The sequence below is a fragment of the Pyxidicoccus sp. M15 genome (genome assembly GCF_056858435.1).
The window spans coordinates 2,090,783-2,109,053 of sequence record NZ_CM166495.1 but is presented as its reverse complement, the minus strand read 5'-3'; the positions used below and the strand labels follow the sequence as shown (position 1 = coordinate 2,109,053).

Genomic DNA, 18,271 nt, shown 5'->3' with positions numbered 1-18,271 from the left:
TCCTATGCCAGCGAAGCGTCATGGGGAGCAGCCGAGCAGGTTTCATCTTCGCGGCGATACACGAGGGGGCTGGGTTAGACTCGGCGTCCCATGCCCCGCGCACATGCCCCCCGGAGCCGCCTGTCCCGGCGCTCCTTCATCCAGCGACTCTCCTTCTTCGGCGGGGGCGTGGTGCTGCTCGGCCCCGCCTGCAAGCGCTCCGAGGAAAAGGCCAAGGCACCGCCCGCGGACCCGGGGCCCCTTGGCGCCACCGTCAACGGCCAGGCGCTTCGTACCTTCTCGACATTCGAGTACGCCGCGGTGGCCGCCGCCTGCGAGCGCATCCTTCCGCGTGACGAGGATGCGGGTGCGCTGGACGCGGACGTGCCGGTCTACATCGACCGCATCCTCCAGACACCGGCGCTGGAGACGATACGCGACGACTTCCTCAGCGGCGTGGCCGCGCTGGAGCGCCGCGCGCAGCGCATGTTCCAGAAGGGCTTCTCCGCTCTCACGGCCGAGCAACAGGACGAGCTGCTCGCCATCTTCCGGGACAGCCCGCCGAAGAGCGGCGAGGCGCACTTCTTCGAGCTGCTCACCGTCATGACGCTGGAGGGCTACCTCGGGGACCCGTCCTACGGCGGCAACAAGGGGAAGGTGGGCTGGAAGCTGATGGGGTTCGACACCGTGGGCACCGTGGCCATGGCGCCCCCGGAGGGCCATGACGGCCCGAAGTGCCTGCGCGAGTGCGGGCTCCACCACGGAGGCGCCCCCAAATGAGCCTGCCCGAGGTCGACGTCTGCATCATCGGCAGCGGCGCGGGCGGCGCGCCCATGGCGCTGGAGTTGGGCCGCGCGGGCTTCAAGGTGGTGGTGCTGGAGAAGGGCCGCCACTACAAGCCGCAGGACTTCGTCCACGACGAAATCCTGAACAGCCGTCGCAACTTCTTCATGCCGCTGCCGTGGGAGGAGCCGCACCTGGTGCGGCACGGCGCGCGGGGCCGCTACGAGCGCTCCAACGCCGCGTGGACGGCCAACTGCGTGGGCGGCGGCACCGTGCACATGAGCGGCTTCTTCTACCGGCTCAAGCCGGTGGACTTCCGGCTGCGCTCCACGCTGGGCGCGGTATCGGGCAGCACGCTGGCGGACTGGCCCATCTCCTACGAGGAGCTGGCGCCCTTCTACGACAAGGCCGAGGCCGAGCTGGGCGTGTCTGGAGAGGCCGTGCCCCACCCCTTCGCGGAGCCGCGCTCGGGGCCCTTCCCGCTGCCCCCACTGGACGTGCACCCGGTGGCGGCGGAAATCGACAAGGCCTGCAAGGCCATGGGCTGGCACTCGCTGCCCACCGCGCGCGGCATCATCAGCCGGCCGTACCGGGGCCGCGCTCCGTGCTCGTACTGCGCGCTGTGCGGCAGCTACGGCTGCGAGACGGGCGCCAAGAGCGGCACCAACGCCAGCCTCATCCCCGCCGCGCTGGCCACCGGCAACGTGGACCTGCGCCCCGGCTGCATGGCACGCACCGTGGAGGTGGACAAGCAGGGGCGCGCGAAGAGCGTCATCTACCTGGATGAAGATGGCGTGGCCCAGGAGCAGCCCGCCAAGGTGGTGGTGGTGTCCTGCACCGCGGTGGAGAGCGCGCGCCTGTTGCTCAACTCCACCTCCAGCCGCTTCCCGCGCGGACTGGCCAATGGCAGCGGGCTGGTGGGCAGGAATCTCCTCTTCAGCTCCTTCGGCGAGTCGTACGCGACGTTCCGCGTGTCCAAGCAGGGCGAGGCGCGGCCGTGGCTGAAGGACCCGGCGCCCTTCGTCAACCGCAGCGTGCAGGACTTCTACCTCCTGCCCGACAGCCGCTTCGGCTTCCGCAAGGGCGGCACGCTGGGCTTCATGTGGGCGCACCCCAATCCCATCCATGCGGCGGTGGAGCTGGCCGGCGGCGGGAAGAGCGCGCTCTTCGGCAAGGCGCTGAAGGACCAGATGCGGGCGTACCGTGACTCGCGCATCCTCCAGTTCGAAGTCTACGCGGAGTGGCTCCCCACGCCGGGCACCTACGTGAGCGTGTCCGAGGACACGAAGGACAAGTACGGCATCCCCGTGGCGGCCATCACCGTGGAGCGCCACCCCATGGACTTCGCCGCCACGCGCTTCCTGGTGGAGCGCGGCGAAGAGGTGCTGCTGCGGCTGGACCCGGATGACGTGCGGCGCAAGGGCGTCATGGGCGAGACGACGATTCTGCAGCACGGCACCTGCCGCTTCGGCAACGACGCGGCGGCCTCGGTGCTGGACAAGAACTGCCGCGCGCACGAGGTGCCCAACCTCTACGTGGTGGACGGCAGCTTCATGCCCACCGGCGGCAGCGTGCCGTCCACGCTCACCATCGCAGCCAACAGCTTCCGCGTCGCGCACCACCTGGTGCGCGCGATGAAGGGCTGAGAGCGCGCGCTACCGGTTGCGAAGGGGCAGCACGTCCACCTTCACGATGTAGCGCGCCTGCATGTCGGACTCGAACTCGATGAGGTGGTCCCCCACGCCGGTGAGGTCCGCCTCGCGGGTGAACTCACCGGCCTTCTCCATGGTGTCGAGCACCGCGCGTCCGTCCGCCGCCTGGCGCGTGCGTGCGCGACAGCCCTCTTCATGGAAGAGGACCACCATCTCCTCGCCCACGGACGTCACGTCCTCCAGGTAGAAGCGCACCTTGACGGTGGCGGCCTCCGGCACCTGGACGATGAACTGTCCGCGTCCGGGGAAGCGTCCCTCCGCGTAGCTCTCCGTGCCGAGGATGCAGCCGGCCACGCGGCTGCACACGGGCCACGACGCGTCACAGGTGTCCTTCACACGCGGGCCGATGAAGTCCTCGCGCGAGCCCCCACACGCGCCCAGGAACACCGCGAAGGACAGCACCGCGGCCACCTGTGCGTTGCGCTGAAACACTGTTACAAACGACATCATCTTCTGAACCCTCAATCCGAGGAGTGGACGTCCATGCAACTGCGTACCCGGTGGCTCCCCCTATTCTTCTTCGCCCTGGCCGGCTGTGGAAACGAGACGGAGATTCCCAAGGAGCCGACGCTCTTCACGGACCGCGACGAGATGGCCTTCAACCGTGAGTTCGGCAGCGGCACCTTCATCAACACCACGGGCTTCAACTCGCTCGTCCTGGAGAACCGCGGCGAGGGGACGCTGCAGATTACCGGCATCACCATGTCCGCTCCGTCGCAGTTCAAGCTGGTGCTCCCGGAGGGCTTCACCGCCGAAACCCCGCTCGCGCTGGAGACGTACAAGCGCGCCTTCGTGCAGGTGGAGTTCCGGCCCACGGAAGAACGGGAGTACACCGGCACGCTCACCATCAAGTCCAACGCGGGCAACACGCCGGAGAAGGTCATCACCCTCGACGGCCTGGGTGTGGCCCCTACGCCGTAGCGGAACTTCCTCCCCCGGCGGGGTCGTCCATCCCCCTGGCGGGAGCTCTGGCTCCCGCCGTACCGCCGCCGCGCTCATGGCTGGCGCGTGAAGACGCAGCCCCCGGTGATGGGTGACACGCCTCCGTCCGACTGCGCCACGCCACCATCCGGCGCCGGGCACGTCACGCTGGCCCCGCCGTCCACCGTGTAGCTCTGGGGATAGGCGCCGTAGCCGGTGCGCAGCGTGTAGTTGACCCGCTCGTAGTCCAGGCGCTCGGACGCGGACACGTCCACCCGCATGGTGCCGCCGCGAATGAAGCGCCGCTCCAGGCAGCCGCACGCATAGGGCGCCAGGGTGACGACGGTGGAGCCCGGGCGTTCCTCCAAGGCGTACTGCGGTTGCAGGCTGCTCAGCGTCGCGTCGCTCGGCGTGTGCCAGGCGCGCAGCGCGTCCGAGCGGTAGGCCAGCGACAACGAGAGGTTGCGGCTGCCCGTCGTCACTGGCGTGCAGGTGCTGGTCCCAGCGTCCTGCGCGTCGCCGTCGCAGAAGGTGAGGTTCAGCGCCAGGCCGTGCGGCGTGCCGCCGTCCGCCAGCTTCTCCACCTCCCACTGCACCAGCCACGCGCGGTCCTCGGGGGCCGCCACGGTGGGGAGCTGGAACTGGTACGAGTCCACGTCCGAGGGCACCGCGTCGTAGTCCCCCGGCCCACGCACGCCCAGGCCGTTGGTGCGGTCCATGTTGTCGGTGCGCAGCCGGCCGTAGCCGTGGGACAGCTGGCCCGTCACCGAGAACTCGGCGGTGTCCGGCGGCGCGGGGAAGGCGGTGGTGGACGCGAGGTTGCGGGCCACCGGCCCCTCCACGCCGCCCGTGTAGCGCGACACCTCGTCCGCGTCCTCCGCGTCCCAGGTCACCTCCAGCCGGTAGTCGCGGTCATCCGCCCAGTTGGTGCCGTCGTCCTGGACGACGAAGTAGTACGTGACGGCGGTGGCGTGCGCGGGCACCGGAATCACGCCGCGGAAGTTGCTCAGGTTGGTGAAGCGCGGGTTGTCCGTCGCCTCCTCGCGGTAGGAGTGCGTGCACATGGGCGCCGGCAGGTCTCCGCGGGTGCAGTAGCCCTCCACCAGCTGGCGCGCGTCCGGGTTCTCCCCGTACCCCTTGGGGCAGGCGGTGACGTCGCTGAGGCAGGCGGTGCGCCACTCGCTGACGGTGGCGCCCTTGTTCACCAGGGTGAACACCAGCACCTGCCGGTCCGCCGTGTCCGGCAGCGGCGGGAAGCGCCCCCCCGTCCCCAGCGGCACCACGCGGTAGCGCAGCGCCGTGGGCGCGGTGGAGGCGGGCAGCCTCAGCGAGTACCAGTCGCGGTCCGGCACGTAGCCCAGGCGACCGGTGAAGGACACGGCGGCGCCGGCGCTGCCGGGCGTGGCGGCATCCAGGTTGCGCGCCGTGGCACCCGGCACGGTGTCATTGCCGGCGCCGGTGCGGTCCTGCACGTCCTCCTCGTCCATGACGCGCACCTCCACCTCGTAGCGCTGGTTCAGGTCGCCCTGGGCGGTCTCCTTGTCGTTGAGGCCGCGGTAGCCCTTCACCACCAGCATCCACGTGCCCGCGAGCTTCACCTTGCGCGCCGTGGCCAGCTCGCCGCCGCTCACCCGGGGCGGCACCTGGCCCTCGTCCTCCTTCTCCGCGAAGCCCGGGCGGCGCAGCTCGTAGGACAGGCGCCAGTTGGGGATGAACCCCTGGTCGGGCGCGACGAGGCGCACGTACGCCACCTTCCCCGCCGTCAGGTCGAAGGTGTAGTGGTCCACGTCGTTGTCCGTGGCGAGGTAGCCCGTCACCGTCCCCACCTGCTCGGCGCCTTCGGCGGCCAGGGCAAGCGCCGTGGGCGTCTGCTGCGTGTCGTTGGGCTCGTGCGTGTCCGGGTTGGTGGCAATCTCCACCTTCAGCCGGTACGTGCTCTTCGCGTCGTAGTTGGGCCGCGTGGGCACGTCCGGCGAGTCCTGCACCAGCACCAGCAGCGTCTTGCTCTTCAAGTCATTGCGCAGCGGCAGCACCATGTCCACCGGCCGCGGCGCGCCCTGGCCGTGCTTGTCCTCCTTCTTCACCAGCGCCACGTCGCTGCCGTTGGGCAGCGTCTCCAGCACGGTGATGGACAGGTTCACCGCGGTGCTGGCCGCGAGGTACACGCCGTTGACGTTGAGCAGCGTGCGCGCGCTGGTGTCCGCGGGCAGGACGATTCGGTACCAGTCCTGGTCGCCAGCCTTCGTCTCGCCCGCCTGCACGAGGAAGCGGTCCAGCGCCTGCCCCGGCTTCAGCTCGCACTCGGCCAGCGACAGCGCCTCCTCGCGGCTGTTGCAGAGGTCCTCCACGGGGTTGGTGCCCGCGTCCGTGTCCCCGTCGCCTCCTCCGGACGAGCAGGCAACGAGGGCGAGCAGCGCGAGCGGCAGCAGTCGGACGTGGGTGGGCATGGCGTGATTTCTCAAGGCGAGGGGGGCGCGCCGACGCGGCCGGGGCAGCCGTCGATGAACTGCTCGGGCTCCACGCGGATGACGCCGTCGGCGGGCGATTTGATGCCGCCCACCGGGTAGCGCACGGTGTCCACGCGGTAGGTGCGGACGAGGGTGCGCGCGGTGGGGTCGTCCGCGGGCACCATGGCCACGGACAGGGAGACGTCATTGAAGCCCGCCCCGCGCGTCACCACGCCCGCGTCGTCCGCGGCGGCGATGGTGGGCGCCAGGAGGATGTTGTCGATGCGCAGCGTGTAGCACTGGCGGCCCAGCGCATCCGGCGCCCCGTCCGCCTCGAAGGAGTACCGGTAGCCGTCCACCGACAGGTTCGAGGTGTCCACCTCCAGCGGGCGCGTGTGCAGGCGCAATTCGGCGCGGCTCGTCAGCCCGTCGTTGTCGGGGTCCTCGTCCAAATCGTTGCTGGCGCCCTGGGTGCCGCCGCGCCACTCCACCCCGTCCGGCACGCCGTCGCGGTCGCTGTCGGCCAGGTTGGCGTTGGTGCCGATGAACTGCTCGTCGCAGTCCAGCAGCCGGTCGCAGTCCGCGTCCTCCGCGCGCAACAGCGGCGGGCAGCCCTTGTCCAGCCCGCCGCCGTCCGGCAGCGCAATCTGCGTGGGGTCGAAGTCCACGCCGCGCTCGCGGAAGTACACCTCCACGCCGTCGCTGAAGCCGTCGCCGTCGGTGTCCATGAAGTTGGGGTTGGTGCCGACCTCCGCCTCGCGCGCGTCCGTCAGGCCGTCGCCGTCCGTGTCCGCTTCGTCCACCGGGCTGCCCGGAGGCGCGGAGAAGTTGGAGGCCACCACCTCCTTCACGATGAAGGAGCGGCGCACCTGGCCGAAGGTGAAGTCCAGGAAGTTGATGGGCTCGTTGTTGCGGAAGTCGCGGAAGTTGCCGCCGCCCAGCGTGGCCATCTGCTCCAGCCGGTCCGCGTTCTGGTTGATGATGAGCAGCGGGCAGCCGCCATCCCCACCGATGTTGCACGACGTCACCGGCTGCGTGGGCAGGAAGACGTGCACGGTGTTGACGCGCACGTCCTCGACCAGGTCTCTCAGCTGGCGGATGCGCACCACCGCGTCGCCCTGGAGGAGCTCGTCGTCCTGGTCGTTGGTGGGCTTGCCGTCCGACAGGAAGACGACGGAGTAGCGCGCCTGCGCCAGCGCCTGGGCGCCGCCCGGCTCCAACCGGCTGCGGGCGATGTCCGTGTTGATGAGCGAGTAGATGTCCGACAGCGGCTTGACGAAGTCCGTCGAGTCCCGGTTCGGGGAGTTGTCCGGGTTGCGAAAGGTGAGCAACTGCGCGGCGAGGCGGCGGCGGGTCGCGTCGTCCATCGACGACACCTGTACGAAGCCGTCCTCCGGCGGGTTGCCCGGCGTCTGGGTGAGGAAGGCGGTGGTGCTGCCCGCGAAGAGCATCACCGCGATGGAGACCTCCGGGTCCCTGGGCAGGTTCTCGAGCAACTCCACCAGCGCGGTGGCGCGCGTGCCGTCCGGGTCGCTCACGCGCATGGACTGCGAGGCGTCCATGGCGATGATGAGCTTGATGGGGCGCACCACCTCATTGCTGCCCACGGTGCAGAAGCGGCCATCGAAGGACACGGCCCGGTCCACGGGGACTTCCGTGTCGCGGCGCGGGTCGTACAGGTAGGAATCCGTGCAGGCCACCACCACCGCGAGCGCGCACAGGCAGCCCGCCAGCACCCGTCCGGCGCGGCTCACGGGTTGCTCCCCGCGCCCGCGGGCGGCGTTCCGACACAATCGTTCGCGTTGTTCCACGGGTTGCTCATCTGGTCGGGCCGGCGGAAGTTCGTATCCGTGAGGGACAGCTCGGGGCCCGCGGGGACGCGCACGCTGGGCGGCGCGTACTGGGCCCAGGCGCAGGCGGTGCGCCACACGCCGTAGTCGGTGGAGACGCCGCTCTCCGGCGCCTCGGCGAACCACACCTTGAAGAGGTTGTGGCCCTGCTTCACACCCGCGCGGTCCGGCGGGGTGACGAGCTGCAGGTTGGACACCGTGAAGTCGTAGCAGATGCTGCCGTCCTGGCGGACCTCGGCGATGCGCGTCTCGTACTGGTAGCCGTAGCGCTCGTAGAAGGCGCGGTCCCTGCGGGTGGGGTTGGTGCCCGCGCGCAATTCCGCGTCGTCCGGCAGCCCGTCCCCGTCCGTGTCCAGGCCCGACACGTTGGGCGCCAGCGGGTCCAGGCCCCAGCGCGCCTCCATGCCGTCCGGGGCGCCGTCGCCGTCGCTGTCCACGATGCCGGTGCGCGTGTGCAGGTACTCCTCCGCGTACTGCGACAGGCCGTCGCCGTCCGTGTCGCGGCACACACAGTCGCGGGTGAGCGGGGACGCCGGGTCGCACCCGCGCGCATCCCGGTCATTGCTGGCCTGGAAGCCCTGGTCCAGGCGGCGGGCCTCGAAGCCGTCATCCAGGCAGTCCAGGTCGCTGTCCGCGGTGAAGGTGTTCGTCTTGAGCGTGAAGGAGTTGTCCTCCGAGTCCGGCACGCCGTCCCCGTCGCTGTCCAGCGTGCGCCCCTCGTCACCCGGGCCGGAGCTGAGCGCCTCCACCACCAGCGACTTCATCACGTTGCGCGAGGCGAAGGAGGAGTAGTCCAGCGCGCCCAGCCCCAGGTTGGAGATCTCCGACGTGTCGTTGAACTCCTGGTACACGCCGTTGCCCATCTCCGCGAAGCGCCTGAGCAGCCACGAGGCAATCTTCTTCGCGGCCTCCGGGTACTGCGCCTGGGGCACGCCCGGGTAGATGCCGTAGATTTCCTGGCAGATGGGGCCGCAGGCGCGGACGGCCTCCTGGTTGAAGAGCAGCACCGTGTGCATGCGCACGTCGCCCACGTTGTACTGGTCCTTCAGCTCCATCAGCCGGCGCACGTAGCTGAACAGCTGGTAGTTCTGGTTGCGGTCCGTGCCCACCTCGAAGCCGTCAATGGCGTCGGTGGTGCTGGTGGCGTTGCAGAAGTCGAGGAGGGAGTCCGCCCACGTCAGGTCCGGGCTGTCCGGGCTGGCGTAGACGCTGAGGTTGTCGGAGGCGGAGCAGCGCGGGTACGGGGTGCCGTCGGTGAGGAAGACGACGACGTAGCGGGTGCGCGGCAAGAGCTCCGGGTTGGACTGCGCCACCGCGTTGATGTCGCTGGCGATGATGCTGTACGCGTAGGACAGGGCGCCCTGGTAGTCGGTGCCCTTGCCCAGCTGGCTCTGCAGGCCGTTGATGTAGGTGTCGATGTTGTTGTCCGGCCGCGCGAAGCGGCTGCCCACCGTGGTGGGCGGCCACACGTTGCGCACGTTCGTCTCGAACGGGGCGACGGACACCTGCACGTTGCCGCCCTGCGCGTTGACCTGGCGGAACTGGTCCACCAGGCGCTTGAGGGCGCGCACGCGCGCGGGCTCGGTGACGCCGTCGGGGATGGTGTCCCGCACCTCCGGGCGGTCGCAGAAGCCGCCCTCCAGCTGCGCGCCCGGCGGGTCGGAGATGCACATGCTGCCCGACTCGTCGATGACGACCACCACCTTCACCGGGAAGCCGGAGGGGTTGGGCGGGCGGGTGCACACCCGCCCCTGGAGCGTCAGCCGGTCATCGAGGTTGTTCTGCACCTCCGCTCGCGGCTCGAGCAGCGAGTCGGTGCAGGACAGAAGGCCCGCGGCCAGGAGGCCCGCCGCGAGCAGCGGGAAACGAACGAGGCGGCGCATGCGGAACGGTCCTCCTGGCATGGGACTGCGAGGTTACTGCTGACGACGACGGCGGCGCATCAGCACGCTGAGCAGCGCGGCGCCCAGCGCGGTGGCGCTGAAGCCCGCGGGCACCGAGCTGCAGTTGGTGCCTTCGTCCGAGCCCTTGCCCACCCGGACGATGAGGTTGGACGTGGAGACGCGCTGGTCGGGGAAGACGCGGTCGGAGAAGGCCAGACGCGCCGTCACCTGCAGCTCGTACTCGCCCTCCGCGTCCGGCGTGAAGGTCGGCACGCTGCCGTCCACGTAGGTGTACTGCCAGTCACGGCTGAGCGTCACGGCGCCCTGCGGGTTCTCCACCACCGCGTTGGAGCCCGTGGGGCGCTTCGTCACCGTCCACTTGTACTCCATGGCCGCGCCGTTGCGGTTGGCGAACAGCGGCGGGCGCAGCGCCTTGCCGGCCTCGTCCACCACCATGCTGCCGCCGCCGCTGATGGTGAAGGGCGCCTTCGGGTCCAGGCAGTCATCCGGGCGGGTGGCATCCAGCACCAGGCAGTAGCGCGTGTCGCACGCGTCGCCGGCGCCGTCGCGGTCATCGTCGAGCTGCTCGCGGTTGGCGACGGCCGGGCAGTTGTCCGCCGTGTTGAAGATGGTGTCGTCGTCGATGTCCGCGTCGCACGCGTCACCCTGGGCGTCCCCGTCCGCGTCCGCCTGGTCCGGGTTGGCCAGGCCGGGGCAGTTGTCGCCGTTGTCGGAGATGTTGTCGCCGTCCGCGTCCACGCGGCACTGGCTGGCGTCCTCGGGCAGCTTCTGGTCGGGGTTGGAGACGCGCGGGCAGGTGTCCTGGCCGTCGTTGTAGCCGTCGCCGTCGTCGTCGAGGTCGCAGACGTCACCGGCGAGCCGGGTCTCGGTGTCCTTGTTGAGGTTGCTCTGGTCCGCGTTGGGCACCAGCGGGCAGTTGTCCGCCGCGTTCAAGACGCCGTCGTTGTCCCGGTCCTCGTCGCAGTCGTCGCCCTTGCTGTCGCCGTCCGCGTCGCTCTGCGCGAAGTTGGAGAGCGTGGAGCAGTTGTCGCACGCGTTGCCCACCGAGTCGCCGTCCTCGTCCGTCTGGTCGCGGTTGGAGACGAAGGGGCAGTTGTCGCGGTCGTCCGCCCTGCCGTCGCCGTCCGCGTCGTCCGTGTAGGCCAGCGTGTCGCCGTCGTCCGTGTAGTTCACCCAGACGGAGCAGCCGCACCCACAGCCACAACCGCCGCCCTCCTCCTGGGGCTTGCCGCAGCTGTCGCCGAGGCACTCCGGATTGTCGGGGTTGTTGTTGGACTGCGCCTGGGCCACCGACGGGCTCAGGAAGAGGAAGGCCCCCAGCGTGAGAGCCGAAGCAACGCGAACGAGTGACATGGTGACTCCTTTCAGGGCCTCGCTCCTAGCAAGGAACGATCCGTACCCAACACTCGCGTGAAACCCTGGAGAATCAAGAGGTTGGAGACAGGCTGGGGAAGCAGGTCGAGGGGGTGTGGGGGGCACTCCCCATTGGAGGCGTGGGGTGGACTCCACACCGGGGGCGTGGATCAGGTTCCGAGGATGAAGTCGTTGGGGTCCAGGGGGATGGTGCCCGCGGGGGTGCGGCCGGCCTCTTCGCTGTACTGGATGGGCTGGATGAGGAGCGAGCCGATGCCGGCGCCGCGGGGGTCATTGTCCCGGCCGGCCTGGAGGTAGAGGTACACCTCGTTGGTGCCCGCGGGGATGACCTCGCCCGGGATGAAGGGGTGGGGCCGCTCGCGGGTGGGGACGACGGTGATGTTCTCCGCGCGCGCCGCGTAGCAGGTGCGGCCGTCGGCGGAGGGCTCGGCCTCCACCAGGTCATAGCCATAGCCGCGCTCGACGTGGAAGTCGAGGTCGGCGCTGAGCGGGTCGCCGTGCGCCTCCACCTCCGCGACGTTGGTGATGCCGTCGCGGTCCGAGTCCAGCAAATCTTCGGGGACGAGCGGGTTGGTCATGGACAGCAGCTCCACCAGGTCCGGCAGCGCGTCCCCGTCCGTGTCGCCGATGCACGGGTCCGTGCCGAGCACGCGCTCCTCGCAGGTGTTGAGCCGGTCCCCGTCCTCGTCGAGCGACAGGTTGCAGCCGTTGATGACGTCCGGCACCAGCGGGTCCAGGCCCATGCGGACCTCCAGGCCGTCCATCAACCCGTCCTGGTCCGAGTCCAGCACGAGCGCGTCCGTGCCGAGCGCGTCCTCGTCCGTGTCCGGCAGGCCGTCCCCGTCGCTGTCGGGGAGCGTCTGGCCGGCGCGCACCACCACGTTGCGGTTGAAGGCGACGAAGCGCTTGAGCCGCAGGGAGTTGGCACGCGCGGCGTATTTGATTCCGGTGAGGGCGCCGGGCAGGCCGGCGAAGTCCACTTCGATGGGCTCCGTGCCACCGGCGCTGGCGATGGCGGCCACGAGCTGGCGGGTGAGCGGGTCCGGCGCGGTGCCGCGCACGTAGATGGGCTGCACCACCACCTCGCCCGCGCCGAACTGCTGGGCGAGCGCCTTGATTTCGCCGGTGACGGCCGTCAGCTCGCAGCTGCCGCACTGGGCATCACAGGCGTTGCGCGTCGGCGAGTTGGCCGGGCCGCAGAGCGCCGTGGTGGTCAGGGCGAGGCAGCGCGAGTCGAGCCCCACGCCGAAGTCCTCGTTGTCTCGAGCACGGGCGCACGTCCTGTCGCCGGTGCGGACGATGACGACCACCATGTAGCGCGTGCGGGCCACCTCGCCCCGGCAGGACGTCTGCATGTCGCCGGACAGGAGCGTCTTGGCCAGCCGCAGGGAGGAGCGGATGCTCACCGGCCCCGACTCCTGGTACGACGCGTAGCGCGGCAGCGTGGCCTGGAACTCCGCGGCATCGGAGAAGCCACCCAGCAGGCCGGTGGCCACCGTGTGGTAGGCCACGAGCCCGAACTTCACGAAGGGGCCGGAGAAGCGGCTCGTCAGCGTGGACAGGCCGTCGGTGGCGTAGCCCACCATCTCCGCCTCCACGCCCGCTCCGCCTTCGATGGCGAAGAGCACCTTGGTGGGGAAGGCTTCACCGCCCGCCAGCGGAACGCAGACATTGCCGGAGAAGGCGGCGCGGTCCTTTCCATGGGGGCCCCGGCCGTCCAGGGCATACAGGCCCGCGTCGGAGCACGACAGCAACAGCACGGGAACGAGGAGCCAGGCGGAACGCGAGAGGGCGCGCATCTGTCGGATTGTACACCGCAGTTCCCCGCGCTGGCGCAAGTCACACCGACGCAGGTCGGGGATTCAGGGGGAGAGTGGCACAGCGAGAGCCGAGATTTCGGCTCGCCGTGGAACATGCGTGCCGGGCTGGTTGCTCTCCTGGCACCGGAAGCGGATGGACGCGCGGCGCTGTTTCAGAGCGTCAGCAGGAACGCGAGCAGGTCATCGCGCTCCTCCGCCGTGAGCGCCATGGCGTCGCCGTGCTTCGGCCCGGACGTCTCCAGCACCGCGCGCAGCGGGAAGCGCGTGCCCACCACCAGCCGGTCCTCCTTCACCGCGTATCCGGCCGTTGCGCTCGTCAGCAGGGGCCACACGTCCCACGTGCCCACGAGTGACGGAGGCGCCGCGCCGGGCACCAGCGTCTGCTGCTCCAGCCGCAAGGGCAGCGCCACCGGCGTGCCCACATCGAGGTACTGCCCGCGCGTCGCCGGGTCCTGGTCCAGCGTATAGAGCGGCGCGGGGTGGCACTCCACGCACCGGCCCTTCCCTTCGAACACCTCGCGCCCGTGCGCGGGCCGGCCCGTGCGGCCGTCCGGCAATTCCACCGCCTCCAGCGGCGCGCCGTCCTCCCCGCGGAAGGGGTTGGGCGGCGTGGTCATCAACGCGTTGAAGAGGGAGAGCGCATCCACCTCGCCCGGAGAGGGGTCCGGGTTGTGGAAGCGGTTGCGCGCGCCCACGAAGCTCGCCGTCTCCGCGAGGCTGTCCTGGCTGGCCGGCGTGAAATACGGGGGCGTATCGCGGCTGCCCAGCAGCGTGGTGGAGCGGTAGATGCGGTTGGGATGTGTCTTCTCGTAGAAGACGCCGCCGGTGTGCCCTTCGATGTGGCAGCCGTCGCACGTGATTCCGGTGCGCCCCAGGTCCACGTAATAGAGGACCTGGCCCAGGCGGCGCCGGGCCTGCGCGCGACCCGGCACCACCGGAAGCTGGCGCACCACGCGGGCCCTGCCCGCTCGCGCCTCGCGCACGTCCACCACCGCCACCGTCCGCGTGAAGCGGTTGAGCACGTAGAGCGTGTGCCCGTCCGGAGACAGCGCCAGCGAGCGCGGGCCGGAGTGGAGCTCCTCCCCTGCCCGTCCCTTCGTCCCGAAGTCCGCGGCCGGGCGGATGCGCGGCGTGCCGTCCGGCGGCGCCATCGCCACCTCCTGCAGCACCGCCCCGCGTGCGCCCTGCTCCGCGCCCGCCAGCGCCCGCGCGTCCAGCACCCGCACCCGGCCCAGGCCCACATCCGCCGCGTAGAGCAGGCCCGCGGCGTCATCCAGCGCCAGCCCCTCCGTCACCCCCGCGCCGAACCCCCGGTGCCGCACGTAGCCGCCCGTCGCCGGGTCCACCACCGCCACGCCGCTGTTGGCGCTCACCTCCATGCGCTTCGGGTTGGGGCCCACGTTGGGCCCCAGGCTCGCCATGAAGAGGCGGCCGAGCCGCTCGCTCGCCACCAGCGCGCGCGGCGCCTTGCCGCCCATCACCTGCGCGCGGAACGGCTCCGTGTGGCCGCCCAGAATCGACACGCCCGGCCCCGGCACCACCGTGGCAACAGCCGCGCCGTCCTCCTGCCGCAGCAGCTCCAGCTGCCCCGTCTGGAGGCTGCCCACCGCGAGCAGCCCCTTCCACCGCGCCAGTGCGCGGGGGTTGGGGTCCACCTCCTTCGACCAGCGCGTCTTCCCGTCGGCGAGCGACACCGCGTGGACGCGGTCCCTCACGTGCTCCGCGACGAAGGCCATGCCGCGCGCGCCATCCACCTCCAGCCCGTGGGCGCCGAGCGGCGCGGGCAGCACCCTGGGCGCACTCCCCGGCGCGTCCAGCGCGTACAGGCGCAGCTCCGGCTGGTAGCGGTGCACCACGCCCAGCCACGGCCGCCCCTGCGCATCCTTGAAGGTCGCGAGCGCGGAGGGCCCGTCACCCGCGGCGAGCTTCTCCACGCGTCCCGACTCCACGTCGAGGGCGAACACCGTGTCCGTGGGCGGCGAGGCGAGGAGCAGCGTGCGCCCATCCGGAGACAGCGCCATCGCCGTGAGGTCCACGAAGGCCGTGTCATTCACCACGGTGAGCCGCGCGGAGCCCTCCGTGCCCGAGGCCCCCGCCAGCCGCGCCTCCACCACCACCTGCGGCACGTCCTCCGGCAGCGCCAGGCCGGCCGGCAGGCGGGCGTAGGCGTGGCCCGCGTCCACCACCGTCAGCGGCAGCTCGCGCGACAGCGGTGGGCCCAGCGCCAGCCGCAGCCCGGGCACGAGCCGCTCTCCATATATAGACAGGGGCTGAGACGTCTCGTTGCTGGTGAGCCGGGGCCCCACGGACACGAGCCGCGGGCCCGGCGCGGCCCGCGCGGGCGTCACGGGGCCGGGGGCCGGCGCCTCCTCCGCGCCCCGGCGCAGCGCCACCACGCCCGCCGCGGCCAGCACCGCCACCAGCGCCGCGAGCACTCCCCACCTGCGAGCCATGCGTGTCACGAGACCTCCTCGCGGCAGCATCCTTCATCGCCCGTCACACCGCGATGGATTCGAGCCCTGCCTGCTCGGCAGGACTCCGACTTCGGGAGCGGAGAATCACGCCCTCCCACGCCATCTTTCCAGCGAGCCGGCAACAGCCGAGCCGTTTCGGGGAGCACGCGCCCCACATGGGGTGGAGTGCCCCCCACACATCTGTGTGCTCGCATTCCTCACGGCCCCGGAGTGTGCGTTGACAGGTCGGTACACGCATCGCTTAACCTGTTGATGATGCGACGCTTCCTCCTCTGCATGGCCGTCGCCCAGCTCCTCGGAATCGGCACGCTGCTCACCCCGAGTGACTCCTGGGCCCAGGGCCGCGGCCGTACGGCGCGCTCTGCGAAGTCGAAGTCCAGCAAGAAGGCCAACAACAAGGCCCCTCCGAAGATTGAGACGAAGGGCTCCGCGGTGACGGACCCGGTGACGGGCGAGCCCGAGGCCAGCGCCTCGGCCGCGCCGCCGCAGCGCGGGCCCGCGCGCATCGACTTCGATGACCGGCTCATCCAGGGCCAGACGAACAAGTCCGGAGCCGTCTATCTCTATGACCGCAAGGAGCTGAAGACGCGGTCGATGATCCGCGAGCGCGAGAGCTTCCGTTCCGAGACGCTCTCCACGGTGTACGACCAGTAGGGAAGCACCGCCCACCAGCCCTTGAAGGGAGCGTCACCGTTGAGCGGCCAGCCCAGCGTCCTGCAAGTCGTCATCCTCCGCGACGGCCTCCTCGTGGGGACGGAAGTCTTCGTCCCCGGTACCTACTCGCTCGGCTCGGACCCCACGTCCGACCTGCGCCTGGATGACCCGTCCGTGGAGCCGCGCCATGCGCTGCTCTACTTCCAGAACGGCCGCGCGGCCGTCCAGGACGCGGGCTCCGCCATCGGCCTCTTCGTCAACGGCCATCGCGTCTCCGCGTGTGAAATCCGCTCGGTGGACGAGGTGCTCTGCGGCCCCTTCGTCCTCAAGACTCGCGTGCTGGCCCAGAGGCCACAGGAGGCCAAGCCCCAGCCGCCGCCGGAGCTCGCCTCGCTGCTCGGCGCCCCGCAGCCGCCTCCGGCCGTGGCCCCCGTCGCGGCGCAGCCCGCGGCCGTGCGGCAGCTGCGCCCGGCGACGCAGGTGGCCCCGCCCCAGCAGCCGCTGGCCACCACCGTCCCCGCCGTGCGCGCCGTGCCGCAGGCGCCCCAGCCGGCCCAGCCGCAGCTGCGGCCGGTGCCGCCGCAGCAGCAGCCCGCCGCGCGCCTGGGCAACGCGGTGACGCAGGCCGCCTTCCCCCAGCCCGCGTCCGTGCAGGCCGCCGCGCCCGCCATCGTCCCCATGCCGGCGCCGCCGCAGCAGGTCGTCTCGCCCATGCCGGTTCCGGGTGCGCACGCGCCGTGGCCCTCGCAGCAGCAGGCCCCCGTGGCCGTGCCGGCCGGCACGCTGCCCTCGGTGCGCCGCCGCGCCACGCAGGAGCCGCCGCCGAGCGCCAACCCGGGCCTCCTGCTCGCGGACGACCTGATGGCGGACGTCGCGCTCGACGCGTTCCCCGAGTCCGACGGCCCGCTGCTCCAGGAGCAGCGCGTGGCCACGCGGCCCACGCACGCGCCGAAGCTGGCCCCGGGCAAGGGCGCCGCCCAGCTCTACCTGGAGCTGTACTGGGGCGCCATCCGCCGCGACGCGCGCCGCTTCGCCCCGGACAAGAAGAAGCCGGTGCAGGCCTCGCTGGACCTGCCGGAGGCCATGCCCCTGTGGGGCTTCACGCTCCCGGAGACGGGCGCGCCCTTCACCCTCGCCGAGACGCTCAACGGCGCCTTCCGCCTCTTCGTGCCCCCGGGCACCGAGGTGGAGCGGAGCGGCAATGACGGCCGCTTCGCCCCCGTCACCGGTGCCGCGCTCGAGTCCGACGGCAGCCGCCGCTTCATCACCCTGCGCGACGGCACCGCCGCGCGGCTGACGCAGGGGCACATGTCGCTGGTGGCCTACGCGGCCCCCAAGCCCGAGCGCGTCTTCGTCAACCCGCTGCGCGGCATGCCGTGGCTGGCGCTGGCGAGCTTCATCCTGTTCATCGGCGCCTTCGCGGCCTTCATCGTCCTCAAGCCCCAGAGCCCGGAGACGGCGGACTTCCAGCAGAAGAACCTGCCCCCCGTGGCCCTGCGCCTCATCGCCCCCGAGCCGAAGAAGAAGGAGGAGGCGAAGAAGAAGCTGGAGGCCCTCAAGCAGAAGGCGCCCAAGCCGGTGAAGGAGAAGGTGGCGGAGAAGGCCCCGCCCAAGCCGGTGGAGAAGGCGCCCCCGCCGCCGCCCAACAAGGCCGTGGCCGCCGCGTCGGAGAACAAGGCGCTCAAGGCGCTGGCGAAGCTGTCCGCCGCCGGGCCCGCCACCAATGACCTGCTCGCCGCCGTGGACAAGCTGGGCAGTGGCCCTGGCAGCAAGAACGTGAAGAACAGCAACTACAAGCTGTCGGGCCTCATCGGGAAGGCGCCCATCGCCAACGCGGGCCTGGGCACCTTCGGCCTGGGCGGCGGCGGCAAGGGCGGCGGCGCCACGCTGGGCGCGGAGCTGCTGCGCGGCAAGGGCGGCGGCGGCATTGGCGCGCTGGGCGTGGGCGGCGTGGGCAAGGGCAAGGTGGGCGGCACCGTCACCCGCGCCACGGCCCGCAGCATCGCCTCCACCCAGGGCACCGTGGACCGCGAGGCGGTGGCCCGCGTCATCAACAGCCACCTCAACGAGGTGCACGGCTGCTACGAGCGCGCGCTGCTGAAGCAGCCCGGCCTGGCCGGCAAGGTGGTGCTGGAGTGGACCATCGGCGCCGCGGGCCGTGTCGTGGCCGCGAAGACCAAGTCCTCCACGCTCAGCAACGCCGCCGTCGAGGCCTGCATCCTCTCCAGCCTCAAGTCGTGGACCTTCCCCGCCCCCAAGGGCGGCGTCGTCATCATCACCTATCCGTTCCTCTTCAACTCGGTCGGCTACTGACGCGGGGCTCCCCCCTCCCGCGTCCGTTCCCTCCAACCTC

The 18,271-nt window shown here is 71.1% G+C and carries 12 protein-coding genes; 5 read left to right on the top strand and 7 right to left on the bottom strand.

Translation table 11 applies throughout. The features are described from left to right. The first annotated feature begins 90 nt into the window (after window positions 1-90). Both ACX9TP_RS08440 and ACX9TP_RS08435 read left to right on the top strand, forming a co-directional pair. On the top strand, window positions 91-759 hold the full coding sequence (locus tag ACX9TP_RS08440; protein ID WP_482979217.1) for a gluconate 2-dehydrogenase subunit 3 family protein: 669 nt from the start codon (window positions 91-93) through the stop codon (window positions 757-759). Then, window positions 756-2,408 carry a GMC family oxidoreductase gene (locus ACX9TP_RS08435; protein WP_482979216.1) on the top strand — a complete coding sequence of 551 codons (1,653 nt, stop codon included), beginning with the start codon at window positions 756-758 and terminating at the stop codon, window positions 2,406-2,408. Before ACX9TP_RS08440 ends, ACX9TP_RS08435 begins: the two co-directional genes overlap by 4 nt. Before the next feature lie 9 nt (window positions 2,409-2,417). On the opposite strand, the gene ACX9TP_RS08430 is transcribed toward ACX9TP_RS08435, so the two are convergent. Next, complete coding sequence (locus tag ACX9TP_RS08430) at window positions 2,418-2,906, bottom strand: hypothetical protein (RefSeq protein ID WP_482979215.1); 489 nt, start codon at window positions 2,904-2,906, stop codon at window positions 2,418-2,420. Between the two features lie 51 nt (window positions 2,907-2,957). Between ACX9TP_RS08430 and ACX9TP_RS08425 the strand changes: the two genes are divergently transcribed. Beyond that, on the top strand, window positions 2,958-3,395 hold the full coding sequence (locus ACX9TP_RS08425; protein ID WP_482979214.1) for a hypothetical protein: 438 nt from the start codon (window positions 2,958-2,960) through the stop codon (window positions 3,393-3,395). 74 nt (window positions 3,396-3,469) lie between these two features. Here the strand turns inward: ACX9TP_RS08425 and ACX9TP_RS08420 are convergent, their stop codons facing one another. The 6 genes from ACX9TP_RS08420 to ACX9TP_RS08395 form a co-directional block, all read right to left on the bottom strand. Next, a complete protein-coding gene (locus tag ACX9TP_RS08420) occupies window positions 3,470-5,842 on the bottom strand; it encodes a hypothetical protein (RefSeq protein ID WP_482979213.1) in 2,373 nt (790 codons plus the stop codon). Between the two features lie 11 nt (window positions 5,843-5,853). Further along, a complete protein-coding gene (locus ACX9TP_RS08415) occupies window positions 5,854-7,596 on the bottom strand; it encodes a vWA domain-containing protein (RefSeq protein WP_482979212.1) in 1,743 nt (580 codons plus the stop codon). Continuing rightward, the gene (gene mtsD, locus ACX9TP_RS08410) at window positions 7,593-9,575 is read right to left on the bottom strand and encodes a cell-cell cohesion protein MtsD (protein WP_482979211.1); all 1,983 of its coding nucleotides are present in this window, start codon (window positions 9,573-9,575) and stop codon (window positions 7,593-7,595) included. The genes ACX9TP_RS08415 and mtsD overlap by 4 nt, the downstream gene beginning before the upstream one ends. A gap of 33 nt (window positions 9,576-9,608) precedes the next feature. Then, window positions 9,609-10,949, bottom strand: a complete 1,341-nt coding sequence (gene mtsC, locus ACX9TP_RS08405) for a cell-cell cohesion MYXO-CTERM protein MtsC (protein ID WP_482979210.1) — start codon at window positions 10,947-10,949, stop codon at window positions 9,609-9,611. Between the two features lie 170 nt (window positions 10,950-11,119). Then, window positions 11,120-12,769 carry a calcium-binding protein gene (locus ACX9TP_RS08400; protein WP_482979209.1) on the bottom strand — a complete coding sequence of 550 codons (1,650 nt, stop codon included), beginning with the start codon at window positions 12,767-12,769 and terminating at the stop codon, window positions 11,120-11,122. A gap of 173 nt (window positions 12,770-12,942) precedes the next feature. Then, a complete protein-coding gene (locus tag ACX9TP_RS08395; RefSeq protein ID WP_482979208.1) occupies window positions 12,943-15,033 on the bottom strand; it encodes an MtsA protein in 2,091 nt (696 codons plus the stop codon). 483 nt (window positions 15,034-15,516) lie between these two features. On the opposite strand from ACX9TP_RS08395, the gene ACX9TP_RS08390 reads away from it, so the two are divergent. Further along, a complete protein-coding gene (locus ACX9TP_RS08390) occupies window positions 15,517-15,918 on the top strand; it encodes a hypothetical protein (RefSeq protein WP_482979207.1) in 402 nt (133 codons plus the stop codon). A 39-nt stretch (window positions 15,919-15,957) separates the two neighbouring features. After that, entirely contained in the window at window positions 15,958-18,231 is a 2,274-nt protein-coding gene (locus tag ACX9TP_RS08385; protein ID WP_482979206.1) for an AgmX/PglI C-terminal domain-containing protein, read from the top strand. The last annotated feature ends 40 nt before the right edge of the window (window positions 18,232-18,271 follow it).

Excerpts from the sequence above, each read along its gene's own strand:
- mtsC (WP_482979210.1), bottom strand. The coding sequence starts at position 10,949 with ATGTCACTCGTTCGCGTTGCTTCGGCTCTCACGCTGGGGGCCTTCCTC.
- ACX9TP_RS08420 (WP_482979213.1), bottom strand. The coding sequence starts at position 5,842 with ATGCCCACCCACGTCCGACTGCTGCCGCTCGCGCTGCTCGCCCTCGTT.
- ACX9TP_RS08440 (WP_482979217.1), top strand. The coding sequence starts at position 91 with ATGCCCCGCGCACATGCCCCCCGGAGCCGCCTGTCCCGGCGCTCCTTC.
- ACX9TP_RS08390 (WP_482979207.1), top strand. The coding sequence starts at position 15,517 with ATGATGCGACGCTTCCTCCTCTGCATGGCCGTCGCCCAGCTCCTCGGA.
- mtsD (WP_482979211.1), bottom strand. The coding sequence starts at position 9,575 with ATGCGCCGCCTCGTTCGTTTCCCGCTGCTCGCGGCGGGCCTCCTGGCC.
- ACX9TP_RS08425 (WP_482979214.1), top strand. The coding sequence starts at position 2,958 with ATGCAACTGCGTACCCGGTGGCTCCCCCTATTCTTCTTCGCCCTGGCC.
- ACX9TP_RS08400 (WP_482979209.1), bottom strand. The coding sequence starts at position 12,769 with ATGCGCGCCCTCTCGCGTTCCGCCTGGCTCCTCGTTCCCGTGCTGTTG.
- ACX9TP_RS08435 (WP_482979216.1), top strand. The coding sequence starts at position 756 with ATGAGCCTGCCCGAGGTCGACGTCTGCATCATCGGCAGCGGCGCGGGC.